22 protein-coding genes are annotated in these 22543 nt (G+C 61.6%); 3 read left to right on the forward strand and 19 right to left on the reverse strand.

Annotated features, from left to right (window positions below; translation table 11 throughout):
* Positions 1-193 precede the first annotated feature (193 nt).
* A complete protein-coding gene (locus tag AC1VV3_RS20070; protein ID WP_482962263.1) occupies positions 194-550 on the reverse strand; it encodes a hypothetical protein in 357 nt (118 codons plus the stop codon).
* A gap of 316 nt (positions 551-866) precedes the next feature.
* Here AC1VV3_RS20070 and AC1VV3_RS20075 point away from each other — a divergent pair, with 316 nt between their 5' ends.
* Entirely contained in the window at positions 867-2528 is a 1662-nt protein-coding gene (locus AC1VV3_RS20075) for a DUF6119 family protein (RefSeq protein WP_482962264.1), read from the forward strand.
* 538 nt (positions 2529-3066) lie between these two features.
* On the opposite strand, the gene AC1VV3_RS20080 is transcribed toward AC1VV3_RS20075, so the two are convergent.
* Both AC1VV3_RS20080 and AC1VV3_RS20085 read right to left on the reverse strand, forming a co-directional pair.
* On the reverse strand, positions 3067-4689 hold the full coding sequence (locus AC1VV3_RS20080) for a DNA-directed RNA polymerase subunit alpha C-terminal domain-containing protein (RefSeq protein ID WP_482962265.1): 1623 nt from the start codon (positions 4687-4689) through the stop codon (positions 3067-3069).
* A gap of 538 nt (positions 4690-5227) precedes the next feature.
* Positions 5228-6928 carry a hypothetical protein gene (locus tag AC1VV3_RS20085; protein ID WP_482962266.1) on the reverse strand — a complete coding sequence of 567 codons (1701 nt, stop codon included), beginning with the start codon at positions 6926-6928 and terminating at the stop codon, positions 5228-5230.
* A 394-nt stretch (positions 6929-7322) separates the two neighbouring features.
* Here AC1VV3_RS20085 and AC1VV3_RS20090 point away from each other — a divergent pair, with 394 nt between their 5' ends.
* On the forward strand, positions 7323-7499 hold the full coding sequence (locus AC1VV3_RS20090; protein ID WP_482962267.1) for a hypothetical protein: 177 nt from the start codon (positions 7323-7325) through the stop codon (positions 7497-7499).
* Between the two features lie 150 nt (positions 7500-7649).
* Here the strand turns inward: AC1VV3_RS20090 and AC1VV3_RS20095 are convergent, their stop codons facing one another.
* The 15 genes from AC1VV3_RS20095 to AC1VV3_RS20165 form a co-directional block, all read right to left on the reverse strand.
* Positions 7650-7934: a helix-turn-helix transcriptional regulator gene (locus tag AC1VV3_RS20095; RefSeq protein ID WP_482962268.1), complete on the reverse strand. Its 285-nt coding sequence runs from the start codon at positions 7932-7934 to the stop codon at positions 7650-7652.
* A gap of 82 nt (positions 7935-8016) precedes the next feature.
* Positions 8017-8238, reverse strand: coding sequence for a DUF2274 domain-containing protein (locus AC1VV3_RS20100; protein ID WP_482962269.1), 222 nt, complete (start codon positions 8236-8238; stop codon positions 8017-8019).
* A gap of 10 nt (positions 8239-8248) precedes the next feature.
* Positions 8249-9550, reverse strand: a complete 1302-nt coding sequence (locus AC1VV3_RS20105; protein WP_482962270.1) for a TraB/TrbI/VirB10 family type IV secretion system protein — start codon at positions 9548-9550, stop codon at positions 8249-8251.
* Positions 9547-10404, reverse strand: coding sequence for a P-type conjugative transfer protein TrbG (gene trbG, locus AC1VV3_RS20110; protein ID WP_482962271.1), 858 nt, complete (start codon positions 10402-10404; stop codon positions 9547-9549). Before trbG ends, AC1VV3_RS20105 begins: the two co-directional genes overlap by 4 nt.
* Positions 10401-11171: a conjugal transfer protein TrbF gene (gene trbF, locus AC1VV3_RS20115; RefSeq protein ID WP_482962272.1), complete on the reverse strand. Its 771-nt coding sequence runs from the start codon at positions 11169-11171 to the stop codon at positions 10401-10403. The genes trbG and trbF overlap by 4 nt, the downstream gene beginning before the upstream one ends.
* 3 nt (positions 11172-11174) lie before the next feature.
* Positions 11175-12488, reverse strand: coding sequence for a P-type conjugative transfer protein TrbL (trbL, locus tag AC1VV3_RS20120; RefSeq protein WP_482962273.1), 1314 nt, complete (start codon positions 12486-12488; stop codon positions 11175-11177).
* A gap of 175 nt (positions 12489-12663) precedes the next feature.
* On the reverse strand, positions 12664-13416 hold the full coding sequence (gene trbJ, locus AC1VV3_RS20125; protein ID WP_482962274.1) for a P-type conjugative transfer protein TrbJ: 753 nt from the start codon (positions 13414-13416) through the stop codon (positions 12664-12666).
* Positions 13413-15890, reverse strand: coding sequence for a conjugal transfer protein TrbE (trbE, locus tag AC1VV3_RS20130; RefSeq protein WP_482962275.1), 2478 nt, complete (start codon positions 15888-15890; stop codon positions 13413-13415). Before trbE ends, trbJ begins: the two co-directional genes overlap by 4 nt.
* Complete coding sequence (locus AC1VV3_RS20135; protein WP_236549606.1) at positions 15884-16084, reverse strand: VirB3 family type IV secretion system protein; 201 nt, start codon at positions 16082-16084, stop codon at positions 15884-15886. Before AC1VV3_RS20135 ends, trbE begins: the two co-directional genes overlap by 7 nt.
* A 56-nt stretch (positions 16085-16140) precedes the next feature.
* Positions 16141-16470, reverse strand: a complete 330-nt coding sequence (locus tag AC1VV3_RS20140) for a TrbC/VirB2 family type IV secretion system protein (protein ID WP_482962276.1) — start codon at positions 16468-16470, stop codon at positions 16141-16143.
* Between the two features lies 1 nt (position 16471).
* A complete protein-coding gene (trbB, locus tag AC1VV3_RS20145; RefSeq protein WP_482962277.1) occupies positions 16472-17482 on the reverse strand; it encodes a P-type conjugative transfer ATPase TrbB in 1011 nt (336 codons plus the stop codon).
* Entirely contained in the window at positions 17475-17882 is a 408-nt protein-coding gene (locus AC1VV3_RS20150; protein ID WP_482962278.1) for a CopG family transcriptional regulator, read from the reverse strand. The genes trbB and AC1VV3_RS20150 overlap by 8 nt, the downstream gene beginning before the upstream one ends.
* A 7-nt stretch (positions 17883-17889) precedes the next feature.
* The gene (locus AC1VV3_RS20155; protein WP_482962279.1) at positions 17890-19908 is read right to left on the reverse strand and encodes a conjugal transfer protein TraG; all 2019 of its coding nucleotides are present in this window, start codon (positions 19906-19908) and stop codon (positions 17890-17892) included.
* 278 nt (positions 19909-20186) lie between these two features.
* Positions 20187-21107, reverse strand: a complete 921-nt coding sequence (locus tag AC1VV3_RS20160; RefSeq protein WP_482962280.1) for a HEPN domain-containing protein — start codon at positions 21105-21107, stop codon at positions 20187-20189.
* Entirely contained in the window at positions 21100-21345 is a 246-nt protein-coding gene (locus tag AC1VV3_RS20165) for a hypothetical protein (protein ID WP_482962281.1), read from the reverse strand. Before AC1VV3_RS20165 ends, AC1VV3_RS20160 begins: the two co-directional genes overlap by 8 nt.
* Positions 21346-21498: 153 nt before the next feature.
* Here AC1VV3_RS20165 and AC1VV3_RS20170 point away from each other — a divergent pair, with 153 nt between their 5' ends.
* On the forward strand, positions 21499-21657 hold the full coding sequence (locus tag AC1VV3_RS20170) for a sigma factor-like helix-turn-helix DNA-binding protein (protein ID WP_482962282.1): 159 nt from the start codon (positions 21499-21501) through the stop codon (positions 21655-21657).
* A 51-nt stretch (positions 21658-21708) separates the two neighbouring features.
* On the opposite strand, the gene AC1VV3_RS20175 is transcribed toward AC1VV3_RS20170, so the two are convergent.
* Positions 21709-22536 carry a hypothetical protein gene (locus tag AC1VV3_RS20175; RefSeq protein WP_482962283.1) on the reverse strand — a complete coding sequence of 276 codons (828 nt, stop codon included), beginning with the start codon at positions 22534-22536 and terminating at the stop codon, positions 21709-21711.
* Positions 22537-22543 lie beyond the last annotated feature (7 nt).

The raw sequence follows: 22543 nt of genomic DNA on the forward strand, positions 1-22543 counted from the left end.
TTGCCTGACAAGATCAATTGCAGCCTCCCGCGTCACGACGCCTGTATACCGTGCGATGTTCCCTGCAGAACCCGCCCACCGGCCCTTCCCGCTCCCCTTGAGAAATGATGGGTAGCGTCGCGGTAGAGCCATCTTCTCGTAAAACCAAGCTTCAGCGGCGATCCGCACACGATTCTTGCAAATTGGCTCGACGTCACTCTTGGCCATGCCACGCAGGACCGTTGACGCGGAACTCACCGTTAGGAAGAAGGCTTTCCGTGGCTCGCCAACGGTAAGCGCAGTCTTTTCGTGGTTTGCTCGTCCGATAAGGTCCTGCAGCAAACGCGAGACTGGTCGATATGGAATGCCTGACAGGAAAGGCTCGCAACAACCACGCGATGTCGGCGGCGGCCGCATTCTCCAATCGGATTCTTGTACCTTCAAGCTTTGGAATATCGGAAAAATGTGCTGAAACTCTCTGATCCGCTGCTGGAAAGCGGATGGCGTCGATGTCCTGCAGGTATTCGACTGTACGCACTTTGCCCGAACGGATCGGATGGCGATCAGCCACCCATTAGCGGAATAGAGCGCTCCTATGGAGCGGGTGGCCAATGCGCATGGCCAGAGATCCGCGATCCGGCCTCGGCAGTCGTTCCGTATCGTCGTTGAAGGAGACCACCCATTGCCCACGTACTCAATGACCCGCAAATCTTCAAAAATATCGATCCAATCGATTTGAATATCGTTTGCATCACAAGGGTTTTACACAGCCGAGATGACAACGCCCCAAAATAGAACAGCCTCGGTGAATCGATCTATAAAGTCTTAAAATCCAGCACTCCGCTTCTATCTCACTTCTCGATGTGCGACAGAGGAGGGTAATGATAATGGCTGCGAAGCGAGAAAAGGCGCCGGCAAATTCAACACCTGCGATTTCGATCCGGTTGCTCCGCAATGACTGGACGGTAGACGAGGCTATCCGCAACAAGGACAAGCTGACAGAGAAACCGGCAACGACCGGAAGGCTCTTTCAGGAACAGACTTTTGGCAAGGATCCCGGCTGGCTCGGTTTCGTCAACGCCTTTGTAAGGGGGGAGCCGCTGAAGTTGCAGAACCAGAGCTGTTCGGCAGTGCTGTTCCTCGAAGTTAAGACCGGCGCGAAGAGTACGCGCACTTTTGCGCTCGCGTTCGGAGCTGCCCACCTTTCTCTTCACGCCAATGCTTTCGAGCGCAACTTCGGGCTCAAGGTGGCGCTGAACTCCGTTGCGCGCGCCAACCTCAAATACGTCGATGTCGCAACCCTGGAAGCAACACCGATTCAAAAACGCGCGCAGGCGAGCCGGAAGTCCGACCTCGACGGGTTCGGTGTCGATGTGCAGCGCGATCTTTTCCGGCTGGCCGGCGGCGTGCCGACCGATACCGATTTTGCAGGTTCGCTGGCCGGACGCGACGCCCTGACGCTCAACACGCGCATCCTGCCCACGACGATCGAAACGAAGTGCAGGAAGGCGCTCAAGCTCTTCGAGGCGCAGGACTACAAGAAGGACTACGCTTTCATTGACCATGTCAGCCCTGTCCGGGAGACCGATCTTATCGAGGCTCTCGACGAGCTCATCTATGCGGAAATCCTGCTGCTCCTGGACAACAAACCGTCCGATCTGCATCTCACGATCCCCGATGTCATCGATCCGGAACAGACGCATGAAATCGGCTACTTCGGGATCGGTTTTCGTGGCGGAACCAAGACCGGCTTCGGCGAGCTCACGATCGAGGACTATATTGCGGAGATCGGTAGAGGACACCCAGAGCAGATCACCAGCATCGAGGACATCAAGGGTAGCCACGAGATCCGCGTCGTCATCGATGGACATGGGCAGAAAGCGCACAAGCGCAAGGTCTACGACTGCATGATCTTCGAGGCCGAACACAACGGCACTACCTATGTCCTGTTCGCCGGCGACTGGTACTGCGTCGACAAGGAGTTCTTTCAGAACGTCGAGGCCGATTTCCAGAAATTGCTGAGCAGCGTCCCGCTGCGCGCCCAGACGGCATCGAAAAACGAACGCGAATTCATCGAGGAACTGGATGCTGATCCCAACCTTCTGAATCTCGATCAGGTCAAGGTTTCGCCAGCCGGAGCCCGCGGCGCGAACCTGGAGCCCTGCGATTTCCTATCGCGGGAAAAGGCCTTTATTCATCTCAAGGACGGGCACGATTCCGCGCCGATCAGCCATCTATGGAACCAGGGCGTGGTATCTGCGGAATCGTTCGTCGGCGACGCGACGTTTCGTGGCGAGATGCGAACTAAGGCACTCAAGCGTCAGAAAGAGAGCGGCAAGAAGGGCTTCGAAACCGTGCTTCCAGACGGCCGTCAGAAGAAACCGGCGACCGTGGATTACACAATCGTCTACGGCATCATGCGCCACCCCTATCAGCGATCCAAGAAACTCGACCTGCCCTTTTTCAGCAAGGTCAGCCTGAGAGCGGCAGCACGCCGTTTACAACTCATGGGCTTCACGGTTGAGGTCCATTTGATTGAAAAAACGTAGGAAGCAGAATTCACTCCCTTCCCACCTGCCGCCCGGTCGGCTCGCCTTGGCCCGCCCTGTCCTCCTCAACGATCCGCAGGCGAGCGGCCAAGCAACCCACGGAGCGTAGCTGCAACACAATCTCCAGTTGCCTTGGATGGCAAATCCGCAGAGCTTTCTGTTCCCACCATATTTGGAGCCTTTCTGTTTGTGCTCCACGGGCATACGGCGCCTTGCGAAAGCGCAATGGAGAACTCGTGGACGTCAGTCCGTAGCACGAAGACTATTTGCCCCTGGCATTTCTGCCAGATCCGGATGCGAACTACGATCCGGTGAAGTTCAGCTCGAGCCGTATCGCGCCTAATGGCGACGATCCCCGAGCTATTGAAGTTGCAAGTCTGATACGCCAGCGTCACGCCATACTGGATACATGCCGCGCTCGGGGAGCGGCGAAGCCGCGCAGCTTCTTCGGCGGATTGCTGGCCTGTTGCGCGAACTCAGTTGATGGTGGTGCCGCAAGCCGCGATGCCGCCGGCGGCCATCAACGGGAACGGCGCGATCACTCGTCGCTGCCTGCCTCGTTCTCTCGCTGGCGGATCGCTGGGTTAGTGATCAAGCGGGGCGGATTCGCGGGCATCGGCGGGTTTCTCTCCACTTCCTTGACGAAGGAGCCAATCGCGTAGCGCATTTCGGGCATGCCGGTGAGCAACATAGAGATTTCCTGCTCGGTCGAGGTCAGGAATTGAGCGCTGGCAATGACGAGGGGGGAAGTCGTACCCCAGACGCCTGCCACGGCACCAAGGTAAAAGGTTGCAGCCGTTCCGGCTGCGGCTGCGATCACCAGGTTGATGACGGATCGGTTCGCCACCCCGCCGGCCTTGCTGCCCTGCAGGTCACCGCGTTCGGCGGCTTCGCAAAGCCCGCGCATAACCTTCGCACTGTCGTCAGCGATGAGGAGATGTTCCTTAGCCGCGGCCAGCACCTCCATCGTCGTTTCGAGTTCCGGGTATTTTACCAGAAAACTGCTGGCATGCTCGTCCCACTCGCGAATGGTGGGGAAGGATTTGAGCCACGGCACCACCGAGCGCATGAGATTGTCGAGCGGCCGGCGCACCTCCGGATCGAGGGGAAGCGCACTGGAAGATGATCGCTGGGCAAGCCTGTCGTCGAGCTCGATGAAGGACCACATTTCAAGGGTCGCCGCGTAGACCAATCCAAGCAGGCCGCCGATTTCTTCCGCCGGCTGCTCAAGCAGGCGGGCCAACTCGCTCGCTGTCTTGCTTATCCCCGCCCAGCCTGGTTGATTGTCGAGCCGTTTTGCCTCTTCGGCAAAGCGGCGCGCATTCGAGATCGAAGCGTCCTGCAATTGCCGCATGACCGGCTTTGTCGCGATGGTGGCATCGCTATCGCTCGTCCCCGCAGCTATTGCGAAGTGGTCACCGTCGGCTTCGAAAGTTGCTCCGCCTTCGGTCTGCTCGAGTTCAGCCACCTTTGCGACAACGGGATTATCAGGGAGCACAAGGTCTGGTTTTACGAATTGAAGCGAGCTTATATCCATTCCGAGGTGGAGGCCTCGATCGGCCAGCGCGGCTTTGATATCCGTAAGCGTTTCGCGCCCGATTCCAACGGTGCGCAGAAGCGAGGCCTCGCTCGCCTGAACGAGTTCCCCGATGTATGCGAACCCTGCGTTTTTCAGCAGCCTCATCGCCCGGGTCGGCATGATCAGCTCTGACACCGGCTCTTTTAGAATGTCACTTGCCCGGAGCCGAATTTGATCTCGCGAGGGCCTCGGTGAGTTCGTTCGGATCCACCGGGCTATGCGGCTAACCGGCGTTACGTTACGCGAGAGGTCGGCCACGTTGACCTGGATGAATTGGTGCTTGGGAAACACCTGACCAATGTTCCAGGGGTCGATCTGAACTGAGAGCAGATGTCCGTTTGCGGCAGCCCGCTCGAACTGGGCGGCATGGGCCGGATAGTCTCCAGAAGTCAGCAGGTTTTGCGAAATGAGCAAAACGAAGGGGCCAGATGCCTCCTCGACGATCCGCCCGGAGCCCAGGGCATGGTTGATCTGAAATTCGAAGTTGGGAATTTGGGAGCGCAAGGCGTTGCCCAGTTCGAAGGCGGTTCCCTCGTCCTTAGGATGGGCGAGAAAAATCGCCGAAATACCTTCCGCTTCCATCGCTTCTGGCTAGCCGCAAGATCTGGCGCAGGCAACACTTAGCCCGGCGCTGTGGAAACTTCAGCGACCAATCCTCCAGCCGCTTCGCTGCGACCGGACGCTCTATCGGCTTCGGCATGTCGGCCTGCGTCCGGTGGTTTCCGCGCCCGGACTGATCAATGTTCAGTGAGCGTGCGCAGTCTTGATGCCGTTGGCGACAGCCTTCAGTGAAACCGTCCAGGCCCGCAGATAGTGGTCGCGAGATCGATGTCGCTGCCCCGCTTTAAGATGAACCAGGGTAGCTGTCCGAGCGAACGAAATACCTCTGTCGCGGTGTGTAAGCCGTTTTTCCCGAGCAGTCCGGCAATTGGGGCAGGCGCGCCGCCAAAATGCGAGCACGGCATCCTCATCCCTTGGTCGTTCTCCCGAACGTCCGTGCGTCATGCCGATTGTACCGTATCAGTTTTACAGCAACAGGGGGCATGGTGTGGAAAACCTCGGCCTGTCTCGAACACTGACCTGTCCAGCCTTCTTCAGGCGGCAGCAGCACCCTTGGCATTCATGGGTCCAAACCGTTTGGCGGTCTCACTCCCCAGCCGGCAATGCGGCGGGCATTGAGCGGTGATTTTTCAGAAATTCGTCTCAGCGCCTCGTCCAATGATGCCAGCATTTCCGGGGCAGTCGGCGCGATATGACGCGCCATCCTTACTGTTGCCTGGACGATAGGCCGTAAATCCTTGCCGTTGATCGCTTCGAACTCGGCCTGGAACCGTTCGGGGGGCAGGCTCGAAAGCAGGTCGGCATCTTCCTGGATCCATCCGTTCTTCCTTGCGACCGCGACAAGGACAGGTCTCACGTCGCGAGTGTTCGGAGCTGGAGCAGGTCTTGCTGCGAAAGCCCTTTTCAAATGCTCGTCTATTCGTTCGCCGTTCAAATATTCGCCGCCGAGTTCGTTGAAATAGGTTTGATCATCCGCCTGTGTGGCGGCAAAAGCGGCGATTAGCGCATCCGCTTCTGATGGACGATCACTTTCACGTAATAGGGCAACGGTGGAGTTGATACTGGCAAGATCGAGATGGGCTATATTCTCATGGGCCGCTTCGCGGATCGCATCGAGCACTACAACGTCATCGACGCTAAAGGATCCGTGGTACAGGTCCCATGCTGCGCTATAAGTGGCCGCCGATCGGAAGCGTATCGCCTGGTCGTGAAGTTTCTTGGCTGCGACGAGCAACTCATCGTGTTTGAAGTATCCGACCTGAGCGCCCTCGATGATGACCCGATCGAAATCGTCGCAGCTGACAAATGAAATGGCATCCAGTCTTTCGCCCCAAAGCGGGGAGGGTTCAGGGTGCTTGTCCATGTACTCCTGAACGTGTCGGTCGAAGGACTGGTAGCTGATTATTTCGTCCTTGGAGGGAGCCTGATCGGGCTCGTAAGCGATCCATCCGCCAAGAGCTACGGCGACAATCGCTTGATCGAGAACTTCCGAACAGAACGGGTTGATGAATTCTACCAGATTGATTGCCAGGTGCTCGATCTTCTTGATCACCCGAATGTTGGTGATTGCGAGTCGCGTTGTTGCCTCGCGAACTTTTTCTGCGACACGGGTACTGCCGTCTACGGCAATTGCGGCTGCTTCTGCCGGGGTAGGCTCGAACGTCAAGGAAATGTCGGCGACTTTCTCGAGCGTTCTACCGAAATCCACCTTGTTTACACCGTCCATCGCTTCTTCGTTGAGAAGGATGGCGACCCTGCATTTTCGCTGTTCCTTGAGGAACGAAATCAATCCAAGGACGTCGCGAGGTTTCAATCCCTCGCCTGCCCGTTCGAGGTCGTCGATGCATATGAGCTGCTCGCGAACGAGCAAAAAGGCCGAGCGCGATAGTGCCTTGCCAGCCTCTCCAAACCCAACTGTGCTAAGTGCCGCTTCCAACCATGCACGTGCCTTCCGCTTGTGCGTATAGGCCTGCTGGACAAGGTCGGTGAAGGTATCCGCATCGGGCCCGGCCGCGGCCTTTTCGGGCGGCACGGTGCTCTCGAATATTGCGTAGCGCAGATCGTCGAGTGAATTGAGACCGAACAGCGATACGTAGGCATATTGTTGTCCGGCCAATGCCCCGAGATCGGCTGCCTCCTTCAGATAGCGCTGCCATGCAAACGTTTTTCCGGTCCCCCATCGCCCCCGGATGCAGAGCACCTGGGGGTCTTTGTTTGCAAGAAATCGCTGAACTTCCTGAGCTACATTGGCTGTCGACATGGATGGCGACGTTAGCGGACCGGGGCGTCTCGCCAAGTCAGAAATCGATTGCGTGGGGAATCGCTTGCAGTGACAAGGCGTGTTTCTTGGGCAGCGTCGTTCCCGCGATGCAGGGCTCGGAGCAGCTCGCGACACCAGCCCGCGCGCGGGAAGCGTCGCCGATTACTTAAGCATCGCGGATTGGACACTTTCCCGGCCTCTCTTCAGAAGCTCTAGCGGAAGGTCGGCCGCTTGAGTGGCTACGTCAGGCTGCTATCGCCTTTGCAATCGGGTTTCTCGCAAAGGAGGAGACTGGTTCGGGTGGGCTTGACGATTGGGAGAAAGGCCGCGCAATCAGCCCGCTGCTCACTCACCTATGAGTGCGCGGCACAATGACTGCAAGGCGGTCCTGCAAGTGATCGATGCCGAACTTGGAAAACTCGGGCAAGGTGGTGACCTCGCTGACGGCCGTGCACGTGATTATCTCGTCGGCTGGATCAAAGGGCATTTCCATGACTTGGCCGAAATTCGTTCCGCCGAGCGAATCATTTCTAGCGTGCGTCCTCAGCGGCACCGGGCGAAACGTGCCTAAACGTATACATGGGTGGTTTCGAAGCGGGCCCAAAGCGCTGCCCCAAGGCGACTTAAACGAAGGGCAGCTAAGGGCCCTTCCGTGATCCGAAGGAGACGTTCCGGATCGTCCGACTTCCGAGACATGCGCTCACCACACGTTTCCTCCTGCTCACCTTTTTGTGCAGTAAGCCACCGGGTCTCGACACCAAGTATCTATGTCGTCGTTCCGCCACCCTACGGCTCGGGAACTGAGACGAATTTGCCTTGGGAACGTGCCATCCGATATTTTGCGATAAAGGGTAGCTCGCGATAGACCGCTACGCTGAAGAACCGCGTTCAATCTAACGAAAGTCACATTTGGTGCCTGCCCTTGTACCGTATCTATTCCAAAATGCGGCAAAGGTTCTTTTCCTTCTTTGACGCCGGGAACCTTAGTGCCTTCATCCCACTTCATATCGGTCCTTCCTTCTACTGGGCATATAAACTTTGATCAATTCCGATACACATTGGATCCTACGTTTCTGTGATTTGAAAGGCTATTTGCCAGCGCGGGCCCGCTCCCGCATAAACGCACGATCACTTTTTAGGAAAGCCTCCAACATCGCTGGCACTAAAGCAGCAACTGGTTCTTCGCGGCCATAGGTCACCGCGTAGATTTTGGCGTATTCCTCCAGTGCTTGGGCAAGTTCAGGTAAAACGTGAACCGACAGCTTCATCGGCGAACGATCAGGCAATGCTGGAAGTTTTAAATCGGCCATGAAGACGCTCCTACTGTTGCCAGGGCGGCAAGACGAGATCACGATGAACGACGAGGCGCACCGGGGCGCCAGGCCGGATCGTGATCGTGGGTTGTATCTGCAGACTGCGTGACACCAGCTGATCACCGGCACGAGATACGCTCTGCTGAGTCGACTGCCCGATGGCCTGAACGAGATCGCTTTCGCCGGTGAAGGTCAATTCCGAGCCAACCCCAAGCAACGTAGAAATCGCTGCACCTTTCACAATCTGCCAGGTATGCGCGTCGACCTGATCCTCCAGGCCCGCATAACCGGACAGGTCGCTGGCCGGCACGTTATCGAGGCGAATGGAACTGCCGTCCGGCATCACGATGCGCTGCCAGACGATGAGCGCCCGCTTCTGCCCGAAGGCCACCAGACTGTCGTAACTGCCGATAAGCCTGGCGCCCTGAGGAATGAGCAGGACATGCCCGGTTGCGCTATCGAACACCTGCTGGGTCACCTGGGCAATCACCATGCCCGGCAGGTCCGAACGCAGACCGGTGATCAGGCTCGCCGGTATGACACTTCCTGCCGAAAGCATGTTCGGTGACGCCGCCGGGACCAGGACATGTGACTCGATATCACTCCCCCCATTTCCCTCCGCAACAAAATCCGCCTTGCGCTGCTGGGCATTGGGATCGCCGGTAAAGTCGATGGCTATTTTCGAGCCTGCGCTTGTCGCTGGCGCCGGAACGGTCGCGGCGGATGCAGGGGTGCCCCCTACGCTTTCAGAAAGCCCATCGGACGCGGCTTCCGCCGACGAGAAAAACAGCCCCGAGGTTCGCGCAGCGCGCCGCTCTTCTTCAGCGCGATCTATCGCACTGTCCTGAACCGGCTTTGCGGCAGCTTCGGGCGGGGCCAACGATGGAAGGCCCCCTTCCCGCTGCTTCTGCAGGATCGGCCGCCCGAGATCGCCGGGCAGCGGCGGGCCCAACTTGGGCACGCCGTCGTAGCTCTGCGGCAATCCGGCGATGGCATCCGGCGGACCTTCCCGCGCCTGGGTGCCTTCATCTGCGCGCCCGGCCAGATGCAAGTCTACGCCCTTGAGCGCATACCAGGCCGCACCTGCAATCACCAACGCAGCGATCCCGGATAGGGTGATAATCGCCTCGCGCTTGAAGCGCTTGGCCAGGGGCGGCTTTTGCCGCAAGGCCAGGCTTTCCGGATCGAGTTTCGGCGAGATCTGCTGGACATCAGCGCCGGGCACTTCGGCCCTGCAATCAGATTGCCCGACCGGCGAAACCGCCTGCACGGCCTGAGCCACGCCCTCTGTTGGTTCGGGTCCGCTCATTTCCCCCTCCTGTTCGAGGTGCCTTCCGCGACCCGGACGATGCGAACGATCTGCTGGTTCCTGGTTCCAAGTCGCAGCTCGGCGGCGTTGAAGATGCGGTCGACCACGTAGAACCGGCCGCTCAGGCGGTAGTTCACCAGCTCTGCCGCACCTTTGCCATCGACGAGGAACAGCGGAGGCGCTTCATCGAGCACGATGCTGGCGGGCAACTGGATGAAGGTCTGCCGACCATCATCGAAGGCGCGGAGTGGCCGCCAGGTCGGCCGGTCGCCGGAGATTTCATAATTGAAGTTCAGAGCCTCAGGCATGACGCCGGCGGCTACAGGCCGTGCTGCTTCGGCGGCAGCATCCGCCCGTTTCAGCGCCACCAGCGCATCCTCGGGGTAGGTCCATGACATAGCCGACAGCGCCGCTCCGCTCGCACTCGACAGCGTCAGATGATAGCTGCGGCGGTCGGTCGTGACGACGAGGTTGGTGGTGAGACCGGCAGCGAACGGCTTGATCAGGATGTGGGTTCGCTTGGCCTCACCCTGCCCGCTGGTAGTATCGCCGATCACCCAGCGCGCGGTATCACCGCTCGCGACGGCGACGAGCGCCTCGCCCGGCTGCAGCGCGATATCGGTGATGCGGTCCGGCGCGGTCGCGACGTGGTAGAGCGCGCCTTCAGCAAAAGCCTGAACCTGAACGGCATTGAGAAACCGGCCTGCCGCGGGCTCGACCGTTGCGGCGTGATTAGCCCGTTCGATCACGGAGGCGCTGCCGCTTGGCGACGGCGCCGCCTGCGCTGCATCGTGCAGGGCCGGAATCAGCAGGGCAGCGGCGATGACCGCTGATCTCGTCGGGAAGGCGATCATGGTAAAACCTCCTGTTGCGGATTGAAAAGCGGCTGCTCAGGAACCGTCGCCGCCGGTTGCGGCCCCGGGCTCTTGGCCGCCGGCACATCGAGTTCCCGGCTCCAGTCGACGGCATCGACGTAGATCCCGAGCGGATTGCGGCGCAGGACGTCAGCGCTGCGCGGCGGCCGGGCCACGATCGTCAGGATCCCCGTCCAGTGACCGACGTCACCCTTGGCGCCGCGCTCGTACTCGGTCTCGGTCCATTTGACCTGGAACGAGGTGTCGGACGCGCGCACCACGCTCGTCACTTGCACGGACACCGTACGCTCGCCAATCTTGGCGAAGGGATCGGCATCGCGGGCATAGCCGTCGAGGAACTGCGCGCCGCGCCGGGTGGCGAAGTCGTAGGCCGACAGCCAATCGCGCCGCATCAGCACAGGATCGAGCGAGACCGAGCGAACACTTTCCACGAAGCGCGCCAGATGCCAGGCAATCTGCGGATCGGTCGGGGTATAGCGGCTCTCCGCTTCATTGACCGCACGTGGCTCGCCGAGATTGTCGACCTCGACGACATAGGGCACGACCCGGCTCTGCAGCGACTGCCACACGACGGCGCATGCCATTCCGCCTGAAAGGCCTATTAATCCGAGCGCGATAAGCCGCCAGTTGCGTGCCTGCACCCGGGCCGTGCCGATGCGATCATCCCAAACCTGCGCGGCGCGCTGAAAGGGTGTCTCCGGTTCGGGGGTTCGCCCGTAACGCTGGACCGCTCGCTTGAATGCCATGGTTCAATCCTCCTTTTCGTGGATGTCGGGAACAGCTGCGGCGCCGCCGCGATCACCCTCCTTGAGGGTCTGCAGTGCGACTTGCCGGTGATGGCGCGCGTCCTGCTGACGGCGCAGATCCCGCGCCCAGCCAGGCGCCGGATGGGTTGATGCCGGAGATGCGGCGGCGCCTTCACCGCTCCCGCCAGCGGCACCGTGGAAGGCCTCAGTCGCGGCGGCGCGCCCGCGCTGCGCAGCTTCGCCAATACCGAAAGCCTGGCTCGCTTTCTGCCGCGCGGCACCGCCGGCCGCCTTGCCGACGCCGCCAAGGCCTGCACCGATGCTGGATGATCCAGCGCTGCTCTGGCCGAGCCCGTAAGCGGTCGATGCTGCGGTTTTCATACTGGTGCCGGCCCGGATCGCGCCGAGCGCGGCGCCGCCGGCCAGACGCGCAGCGCCAGCGGCGCCGCCCGCACCTATCGCGACGATCCCGGCGGCGCCTGCCGCCGTACCCAGAGCCGCGCCTGCTCCCAGTTGCGGCGCGCCGGACACCAGACCCGAGGCGATCGCCGGGCCGAAAATCCCTAGCCCGAACACCGCGAGGCTCGCCAGCACCAGGCTGAGCGCCTGGCCGATATCCGGCTCCTGCCCCTGCAAGGCGCTGGTGAATTCATCGAAGAAGGTCGAGCCGATGCCGACGATGACCGCGAGCACCATGACCTTGATCCCAGAGCTGACCACGGCGCCGAGCACGCGTTCGGCCAGGAATGCCGTGCGGTTCCACAGAGCGAAGGGCACGAGAATGAACCCGGCGAGGCTCGTCAGCTTGAACTCGAGGATCGTGACGAACATCTGCACCGCGAGCACGAAGAAGGCGATGATGACGAGAAGCCAGGCCAGCAGCAGAATGACGATCGTCAGGAAGTTGTCGAAGAAGCTGGTGAAGCCCATAAGCTGCGAGGCCTGATCCAGCAGCGGCCACGCGGCGGTGAAGCCAGTGCCGGCGAGGCGGCCGGGTTTCAGAAGGTCGGCAGCGGTGATCGAGCCGCCCCCGGCAGTGAGGCCCGCCTGGGCCAGCGAACGGAACACGATGTCGCCGAGGGCAGCAAAGTTGCCGATGATGAACGCGAAGGCGCCGACATAAAGGATCTTGCGGATGAAGCGCCCAAGGATGTTGTCCTCGCCGCCCAGCGTCCAGAACAGCGCCGCCAGCGTCATGTCGATACCGATCAGCGTCGCACTCAGGAAATGCACGTCGCCGCCCAGCAGGCCGAAGCCGCTGTCGATGTAGGCGATGAAGCTGGTCATGAACCTGTCGATGACATTGAGGTCGTTCATGGGCCGGGCACCTTGCGATAGACATGCCTCTTGAAATTTCGCCGCGGGACGCAGCCCAGGGGCGCGGAAAAGCCGCGTCCCGCAACACGGCGACGGGAGAGGCGTGACCGTCGCCGTAACCGATGATTTCGAAGTGCTCGCCGGCCCGCTCGAGCCGACAGCACGGAATGGCAGGTCAGTCCGGCGTGTAGGCCGTGCCCGAACCCAGGAACTTCTTGGTTGCCGCCTGTGCGTCACTGGCGGACTGGGTGCGGTTCGCGCGCTCGATCGCCTCGGCCCGGTACTGCGCGGCCAGCATCTGCTGGATCTGGAACTGCTGCTTCGCCGTCAGCGCCAGGAGTTGATTGGTCGCCTGACTGGCCTGAAGCGCGCCTTCCGCGCCCTGGCTGCGCTCGACGATCGCCGAGAGCGATGCGGCGTCGGCCTCGACATTCTCGACCACTTGGGCCTGGATGCTCATGGTATGCTCATAGGCCGCCATGGCTGTCTCCATGCGGCTGCGCGCCGCGCTCACCTGCGAAGCGAGTGAAAGCGAGGTGCTGCCGCTGGTCGGATAGAGCTGACGATATTGCTGATTGAGTGTGGCGACCTGGAAGCGGATGCCTTGCGCCTGCCCCATCAGCGTATCGATCTTCTGCAGCGTCTGGGTCAACGCCTGAAGTTCGGGAAAGCGGATGGTGGTGAGGTTCTTCGCTTCGTTGATGAGGCTTTGCGCCTCGTTCTGCAGCGAGCGGATCTGGTTGTTGACCGCTTGCAGCGTGCGCGCGGCCGTCAGCAGGTTCTGGGCGTAGTTGGTGGGATCGTAGACCACCAGAGCGCGGGCCGATTTGGAGGGGATGACGGTGCCGATCAGCGCTGCACCCGCAATGGCAATCCCCAGACCCGCGCAAGCGAGCAGCGAAACATGCGGCTTGGCATTCACCTTCATAGATCTTCTCCAAACAGGTCGAGGGAAAGAGGGGACTCAGGGACCGAGGGGGCGGCACCGTGAACCAGGTCGGCTGCCCAGGACGCCTTGCTGCCCGCGAGGAAGCGGCGCAGGAAATCGTCGGTGCCGCCATCGGCGAGAAGCGCATCGATCCGCGCCTGGCTCGCCGGATCGGCGGCGCCGCAGATCGCCAGGGCGAGCGGACCGAGACCGAGCTCGAACAGGCGATTGCCGCGCGCAGATTGCAGGTAATAGTCACGCTTCGGAGTGGCCCTGGCGATGATCTCGATCTGCCGCGCGTTGAGGCCGAAGCGCTCATAGGCGGAGCGCGATTGCGGTTCGATCGCACGGTCGTTGGGTAGCAGGATGCGCTGCGGGCAGCTTTCGATGATGGCCGGCGCGATCGTGCTGTCCGCGATGTCGGCAAGGCTCTGGGTCGCGAACAGCACCGAGACGTTCTTCTTGCGCAGCGTCTTCAGCCATTCGCGAATCCGCGCCGCAAACAGGGGATCGTCGAGCAGGCTCCACGCCTCGTCGAGGACCAGGAGGGTGGGGCGACCGTCGAAGCGCTGCTTGATGCGGTGGAACAGGTAGGTCAGGACCGGCGCGACCAGCCCTGCCCGGTTCATCAGCGCCTCGGTCTCGAAGCATTGGACATCGGCCTCGGCCAAGCGTTCCTCCGCGGCATCGAGCAGCCCGCCGTAAGTGCCCTCGAGCGTATAAGGCGCCAGCGCCATGCGGAGCGGGTTCGACTGCAGAACGAGCGACAGACCCGTCAGCGTCCGCTCCGCCTCAGGCGCTCCGGCAAGGCTGGACAGCGCCGACCAGATCTGGTCCTTCACGTCGGGGGTGATCGTCACCTTCTCGCGCGCAATCAGGTCGCAAACCCAATCGGCCGCCCAGCTGCGTTCGGCCGCCTCGTCGATGCGCTTTAACGGCTGAAAGCTGAGACCCCCTTCTCCATCGATGCCCTGTCCAAGCGCATTGTGGCTGCCGCCCATGGCGAGCACGGCCGCGCGCGCGGACCGGCCCATATCGAAGATGACTATGCGGGCGCCCTCGTATCGGCGAAACTGGCAGGCGATCAGCGAGAGTAGGACGGATTTGCCTGCACCGGTGGGGCCCACCACCATCATGTGCCCGACATCGCCGACGTGGTTCGAAAGACGGAACGGTGTCGATCCCTGCGTAGAGGCGAAGAGCAGCGGCGCGCCGCCAAGATGATCGTTGCGAGCCGGTCCCGCCCAGACCGCCGACAGCGGCATCAGATGGGCAAGGTTCAGGGAGTGGACCAGCGGCTGACGGACGTTAGCGTAGACCTGACCCGGCAGAGAGGAGAACCAGGCTTCGACCGCGTTCACGCTTTCGCGCAGGCAGGTAAAGCCGAGGCCGTTGACCACGCGCTCCACCGCGCGGACCTTTTCCTCGACGCCGTCGCGATCGGGATCCGACACCGTGATCGTCGTCGTCAGATAGCCGAAGGAGACGTGATCGCCGCCCAGCGCCTGCAGTGCAATATCGGCATCGACAACCTTGTTGTCGGCGTCGCTGTCGACCAACTGGGCAGGCTGATTGTACATGACCTCCCGCAGTAGCGCCGTGATAGACTTGCGCTTGTTGAACCACTGCCGGCGTAGCCGGGTGAGCACCTTGGTGGCATCGGTGCGGTCGAGCCCGATAAACCGGGTCATCCAGCGATAGGCGAATGGCTGCGCGTTCAGCGCATCGAGCAGCCCCGGCCGGCTGAGATTGGGGAAGCCAAGCACCGTCAGGGTGCGCAAATGCATGCGGCCCAATCGCGGCTCGAAGCCGCCAACGAACGGCGTATCGGCAAGGATCGCATCGAGGTAGACCGGCGTCTCCGGCACGGCGAGCGAGACCGGATGGTCCGCGATGCAGTCGTGGAGATAGGTGAGTGTCCCCGCGCTATCCAATGCCCTTACCTCAGGCATGAAGCCGGAAAACAGATCAAGGACGCGGCCAGTCTCGGCGGCAAAGCCGGCAAGCGCCGTGCGCCAATCGCGCGGCGCGCCGCGTGGCTCATCAGTTTTCTCGACAAGGGCACGGCCGGCAGCATCACCGGCGTCGGCCGGTGGCAGCCAGACCAGCGTGCCGTAGTATCTGCTCTCGAAATGCTGGCCTTCCGCTTCGAACGCGGACTGCCGCTCGGCATCGATCAGGTCCGAGGCGGCATCGGGAAACCGTCCGATGGGATAATCCATCGCTTCACGGCGCTGCGCTTCGAAGAAGATCGCCCAGCCCGAGCCAAGGCGGCGCAGGACATTGTTGGCGCGGGCGCAAGTGCCGACAAGTTCGGCTTCGGTAGCGCTCTCGAGATCGGGACCACGAAACACGAAGCTGCGCTGGAAACTGCCGTCCTTGTTGAGGACGATACCCGGGGCGACCAGTGCGGCCCACGGCAGGTGATCGGCCAGGCGGTCGAAGCGGGAGCGGTATTCGGCAAGGTTCAACATGCCAAGTATCCTTTCTGGCGCAAATGACGCAGGAGCACGCCCGCGAAATCGGGATCGCGGCGCGCGGCAAACACCGCGAGGCTGTGGCCGATTGCCCAGAGCGCGATGCCGACCGGCCATTGCTGAAGTCCAAGGCCAACGGCGGCGGCGAGCGTCCCGTTAAGGATCGCGATCCCGCGCGGAGCCCCGCCCATCAGAATGGGCTGGACGAGGCTCGCGTGGATCGGTGTCTCGAAGCCTTCGAGGTGGCTCACGAAACCAGGGCCCCCCCGCCGAAGCTGAAGAACGACAGGAAAAAGCTGGAGGCGGCGAAAGCGATCGAGAGACCGAAGACGATCTGGATCAGCTTCCTGAAGCCTCCCGCCGTCTCGCCGAACGCCAGGGCAAGGCCGGTAGTGATGATGATCAGCACCGCCACGATCTTGGCGACCGGTCCCTGGACCGATTCCAATACCTTCTGCAGCGGGTCTTCCCACGGCATGCCTGAGCCGCTGGCCCAGACCGGGGAACTCATTGCTATGGCAAGTCCGAGCAGCGCGGCACTGCTGAGGTCACGACCGGCAATCCTGATAGCACGCATGTCATTCTCCTTCGGGTTGAACTGGCTGGGAGGTGGCGGCCGGGCGCAGGGCATCGACGACACGGTATTCCCCGCGCTCATCGAGCCCCATAACACGCGCGACGGTGTCGATGCGGCGGTCGGCGCCGCGTCCGGAAATGAAGACGATGAGGTCGATGGCCTCGGCGATGAGCCGGCGGGGCACGGTGACCACTGCCTCCTGCACCAGTTGCTCGATCCGGTAGAGCGCGACGCGCGCGTTGTTGGCATGGACGGTGGCAATCCCGCCCGGGTGCCCGGTGTTCCACGCCTTCAGCATATCGAGCGCCTCGGCGCCGCGCACTTCACCGACAATGATCCGGTCGGGCCGCAGGCGCAGCGTCGAGCGCACCAGGTCGCTCATCGATACCCGCCCTGCCCGCGTGCGCAGCGCGACGGTATCGGCAGCGGGCGATTGCAGCTCGCGGGTATCCTCGATCAGGATCACCCTTTCATCGAGGTTGGCCATCTCGGCAAGCAGGGCGTTCGCGAGCGTGGTCTTGCCCGAGCTGGTGCCGCCCACCACGAGGATGTTCGCGCGCTCGACCACGGCGCGCGACAGGAACCCGGCCGCGCCCGGCGTCATGATGCCGTCGCGCACATAGTCCATCAGTCCGTGGATTTTCGCAGCAGGTTTACGGATCGAGAAACAGGGTGCGGTCGCCACCGGTGGCAGCAGACCTTCGAAGCGCTCCCCCGCACTGCTGCCGTGCGGCGGCAGTTCGGCCGAGACGATCGGCGCGTCGGCATGCACTTCGGCGCGGATGTGCGAGGCGACCAGCCGAACGATGCGCTCGACCTGGGCCGGCTCGAAGCCGATCCCGGTATCGATCCTCCCCTCGCCGAGGATGTCGAGCCGCAAGGCGCCGTCAGGATTGACCATGATCTCGACAACGCGGGGATCCTCAAGCGCCTTGCGGATCGCGGGCCCCATGGCGGTCCGGAGCATGGCGCGGCGGCGGTCGGCGGAGATCTGATCGGGAGTGTCAGTCATGACTGCCGCCATCGCTTTCCAGCGAGGGAAGCGTGCGCTTGCCGCTGCCGATCTGGCGTCCGACCTGGGCGACAAAGGCCTCGAACCTATCGCGCCCGACGGCGCGGGCGGCCGCATCTCCCTCAGGCAGCGGCGCGGTGACCATCAGCTGGTAGCGGACAAACAGCGCCAGGGTCTCAAGAACAACATCGAGATCCCGCCGCGTGGCCTCGAGTTCCCGCGAGATGCGGTCCAGCCGCGGCTTCAGCAGATCATCGATTTCGCGGGCGCCCTTGCGGGCAAGCCAGACCTTGAGCGCGTCGTTAACCACGCGGCTTTTGTTGCCGCGGGGGCCCGCAGCGAGGCGATCGAGCGCGGTGCTCAGGTCCTGGTCGAGATAGAGGTTCTGCCGGATCTTCATGATGCCCTCACAGTCCGAGTATCTGGGTGTGGTCGCTGTCATCGAAGGCGAAGCCGCGCGCGACCGGCGTCATTGCCTGCGCCTGCTCCATCGCCCGCTTGTCCCCGGCGATGTCATCGTCCTCGGTGGCCGGTACGATCTCCGGGGTCTTGTCTTCTTCAACCGAGAGGCTGTGGCCCCCAGTCGAGCCCGGCTGACGCTGTTGCTGCAGGCCACTCTCGTCTTCGGAAGCGGTTTCCTCGGCGACCTCGGTGAGACGTGCGTCCTCGACGCCGACGCGGTCCGCCCAGTCGTCGGGACGGGCATCCGGCCGGTCGGCATATTGTCCGGCGGCAAGCATCGGCGCGGGAAGCCGGCGTTCGGTGAAGTTCGCATCGGCGTAGTAGCGCAGCTTGCCGGCCCGGATCGGTGCCAGTCCGGACAGCAGTACCAGTTCCTCGTCCGGCGACAGCTGCATGACCTCGCCGGGCGTCAGCAGTTGGCGAGCGGTTTCCTGCCGGCTGACCATGACGTGGGCGAGCCACGGCGCCAGCCGGTGCCCGGCATAGTTGCGCATCGAGCGCTGTTCGGTCGCGGTGCCCAGCGCGTCGGAAATGCGTTTGGCGGTGCGCTCGTCGTTGGCCGCGAAGGCCACGCGGACATGGCAATTGTCGAGGATCGAGTTGTATTCGCCGTAGGCCTTCTCGATCTGGTTCAGGCTCTGCGCGATCAGGAACGCGCGGATGCCGTAGCCGGCCATGAAGGCGAGGCTGGTCTCGAAGAAGTCGAGGCGCCCCAGTGCGGGGAATTCATCGAGCATCATCAGCAGCTGGTGCCGGCGCCCTTCGCCCGATTGATCAAGCTGCTCGGTGAGCCGGCGACCGATCTGGTTGAGGACTAGGCGCACCAGCGGCTTGGTACGGCTGATGTCCGAGGGCGGGATGACCAGGTAGAGCGAGCACGGCTGCTTCGCTTCCATGAGGTCGGCGATCCTCCAGTCGCAGCGCGAGGTGACCTCGGCAACGGTGGGGTCGCGGTAGAGGCCGAGGAAAGACATCGCCGTCGACAACACACCTGAGCGCTCGTTCTCGCTCTTGTTCAGCAGTTCCCGTGCGGCGGAGGCAACCACCGGATGGACTTTTGGCTGCTGGGCATTGCCAAGATGGTTGGTGGCAAGCATCGCGCGCAATGTCGCCACGAAAGAGCGCTGGGGGTCGGACAGGAAGGTCGCAACCCGCGCGAGCGTCTTTTCTTCCTCGGCGTAAAGGATGTGGAGGATGGCGCCGACCAGCAGCGAATGACTGGTCTTTTCCCAATGGCTGCGCCGTTCGAGCGCGCCTTCGGGATCGACCAGGATATCGGCGATGTTCTGGACGTCGCGCACTTCGTTGGCGCCGCGACGCACTTCCAGCAAGGGGTTGTAGCGCGCAGACGCGGCATCGGTCGGATTGAACAACAGGCAATGCGAGAAACGCGAACGCCACCCGGAGGTCAGGATCCAGTTTTCGCCTTTGATGTCGTGGATGACTGCCGATCCGGTCCAGGAGAGAAGCGTTGGCACGACAAGCCCGACGCCCTTCCCGGAGCGCGTCGGCGCAAAGGCCATGACGTGTTCTGGGCCGTCGTGGCGAAGGTAATTGCCGCGCAAAGATCCGAGCATAACGCCGGCCGGATGCAGCAAACCTGCCTTGGCAACCTCGCGCGAGCTTGCCCAGCGCGCAGAGCCGTATGTGGTGACCTTGCCCTTCTGCCGCGCGCGCCACAATGATCCCACCACCGCCGAGCCGCAGCCGAGGAATCCGCTAATGCCAGCGAGCATGCCCGCCCTGTCGAACACCTCAGGCGCATAGGCGTCATAGGAATACCACCACCAGAACAGCGCCCACGGACGATAGACCGGAAAGCCGCCGACCCTGAACCACGCCGTCCCAAGTTCGGGCTGGTAAGCTAGCATCGAGGCCGCCCACTGTGTCGCCAGCCACAAACCGGCGAACATGATCGCGAAGACGACAGCAATCTGGCCGATAAGGAGTTTGGTGGGCGTCACGGAGCATCTCCCGTCGACCGATGACGATCGGTCTCGACGGGATCAGGCTGCGCGATCAGTTAGGAAACGGGAAGTGCGCTGAACGGCGTTGAACGGCGCGGAACGGCGCGGAACAGCGCGGAACAGCGCGGAACAGCGCGGAACAGCGCGGAACAGCGCGGAACAGCGCGGAACAGCGCGGAACAGCGCGGAACAGCGCGGAACAGCGCGGAACAGCGCGGAACAGCGCGGAACAGCGCGGAACAGCTATCGCGGGGTTGGCGCTATAAGGTGATCAGTCAATGGCTGGCGGCACGCTGCAACTTCTCGAGGCGCCTTGCGCAGATTGTCGCAACAATATCCCGTAAGTGCCGAACCATCTCGGATAACGCCTGAAGATCTTCGATGCCAATTTCGTATCCATCGGAGTAACGCGCATCTACGTACGCCCGCTTCAGAAGTTCAAAACGGCGTCGGTCAATCTTATTTGCGCGCGGCCAAGCTGCAATAAGAGTTGGCTCCTTATCCTCGGCAAGAGAGCGCAGAAATTTTATATTATGAGATCTGGGAAAATACAGCGTCTTAACAAGTAGAACGCAGGCATATGCAGTCTCCGCGGCCTGATGAAGATTGAATGCGGCATGCTTGCGATAGCGTACCGGGTCGCTTTGGTTTATCATCTGACTTTCTGCTGTCTCCAGCCAGACCGCGATGTCAGGAAACTTTTCTTCATAGTATTTTGTCGAAAGAGCCAGAGCATCTGATGAGGTTAGGGCTTTGGGATAGCTGAATGTCGATCCTGGGAGTTCGTAAAGCGCGATCCCATCGCGCACTATGTCCGCCCAGAAATATTCACCTCGAGAAAGCGCCTGATTGACCTCCTGCATGGTGTGAACAATGATATTTACTTGGCGACCTATCGCCGGGTCGCGCAGCATCTTATCTTCCGCGACGTACCAAAACTCCGATACGTCCGTTAGATTTTCATGACTGACGACTATCAGCACGTCATAATCTGATTGGTAACCGTTCTCGGGCTCGTCTACCCAATCGTTGCGTGCGTAGCTTCCGAACAGGACGATCTTGAGAATTCGTCCGTTCTTTTTCCAAGGCTGCGTAGCCCGAGAAGTCGCAATATCGAACTCCGACATCAGAGTGGCTTTGGCCTTCTCTAATTCTTCTTGCTGCACAGCCGGCAAATGATCGATATCTTTACGCATTGCCCCAGATTCTCGCCTGAAAGCGATCCTTTGGCAACCCTTCAGCGATTGAAGCGCGGCCCGAAACTTCCAACCGGGTTTTGGCCTGATCAACGGAAGGTTTCGACCAAAGCCGGTCGTTCAGGTCAGCTACGGCAAACGTCTGCTCCTGACCGAAGTTGCAGACCGAACGCTGCGAAGCGGACCGCCAGAAAAGCGCCTCAATTCGGTCATTGGACCGCTGAATGCGGGCACCCAAGAGCTGCCATCGTCAAACGCCATATAAGAATCTTTATATGGCGTTTGGCGCGCTGACGATTGAAGCCAATGCTTAGTGTGTCGAGGTTCTCCGGTCGTTCGCGCGCCCGAGCTAAAGTGGGGAAGTTGGTGCGATCTTATGGCGGGTGCCGACATGGCTGCCACGACCCGCGACGTCTTTCTGCTTCACCGCCTCGTATCCCTGACCTATCCCGCGATTGCCGATCGGCTGGACCTCTCGGTGGTCGAGGTCGAGCGCCACGTCGCTTCGGCTATCCTTCATCTTGCGCGCGCCCTGGACGACGCGGGATGACACCCGCGCACGCCGTGTCATCCCGGGATTGGGAAGGAGGGTGGCGGCCGGTCAGCTGCCTGCGTCGCGCTTCGCCTGTTCGAGGACGAGATACGGGACGAGCGCGACCCACATTACCGTAATAAAACCATAGAGCTTGCTACCGAGATCGGCGGTCAGGCCGTGATTGTTCCAGCCGTGCGTCGCGATCCAATAGCCCTGCGTCGCGCCGATCCAGAGCAGCAATGACACCAATGATGCTCCGATTTCATTCCACGCCGGCTTGCCGTCGACCTGCGTCGCGAAATAGCGCAGCGCCATCGTGAACAGCGCCGTGGTCACGATGATGATGAGCAGCCCGACCGGGCGATCGCCGACCAGCGACTGACCCAGCGGGAACAAGGTTGCCGCCTCGATCGGAAACAGCTTGGCGACATTGGTCACATAGGCCGGCGACGCCACTTTGGGCGCCTCGGCCAACGCGAGCGAGAAATTGCCGTTGGCGCGCGCCATCGCCCGGGGCGACGGCGACACCCTGAGCGCGCCGATTAGCCCGGCGGGAGCCTTCACCGACAGGAATGCCGCGTTGCCCAGGATTCCCTGCAAAGTCGCGTTGGCAGTGTCGGCGTCGGCGATGACCTGATGGGTTTGCGCCGAATTGGTCCCGCTCGCCTCTGTCGCTTCCTGTGCCGCATGATTGGCTTGGTCGACCGCAGTGCCGCCATAGGGCACGTCTTTCCCCGAATATTTGGTGTCGCATTGCTCGGCGAGGCTGCCCGAGACCACCGCGCGCTGCAGCAGGATGGTGCGGTCGTTGGAATCATTGGTCCGTAACGCCAGCGCCGAAAGCGCGTCGCGAAGATCGGTATAGGCGGTGACGACTAGATCACAGGTGGCCATGGCTCAC

The sequence above is a fragment of the Novosphingobium sp. BL-S-34 genome (assembly GCF_056857015.1).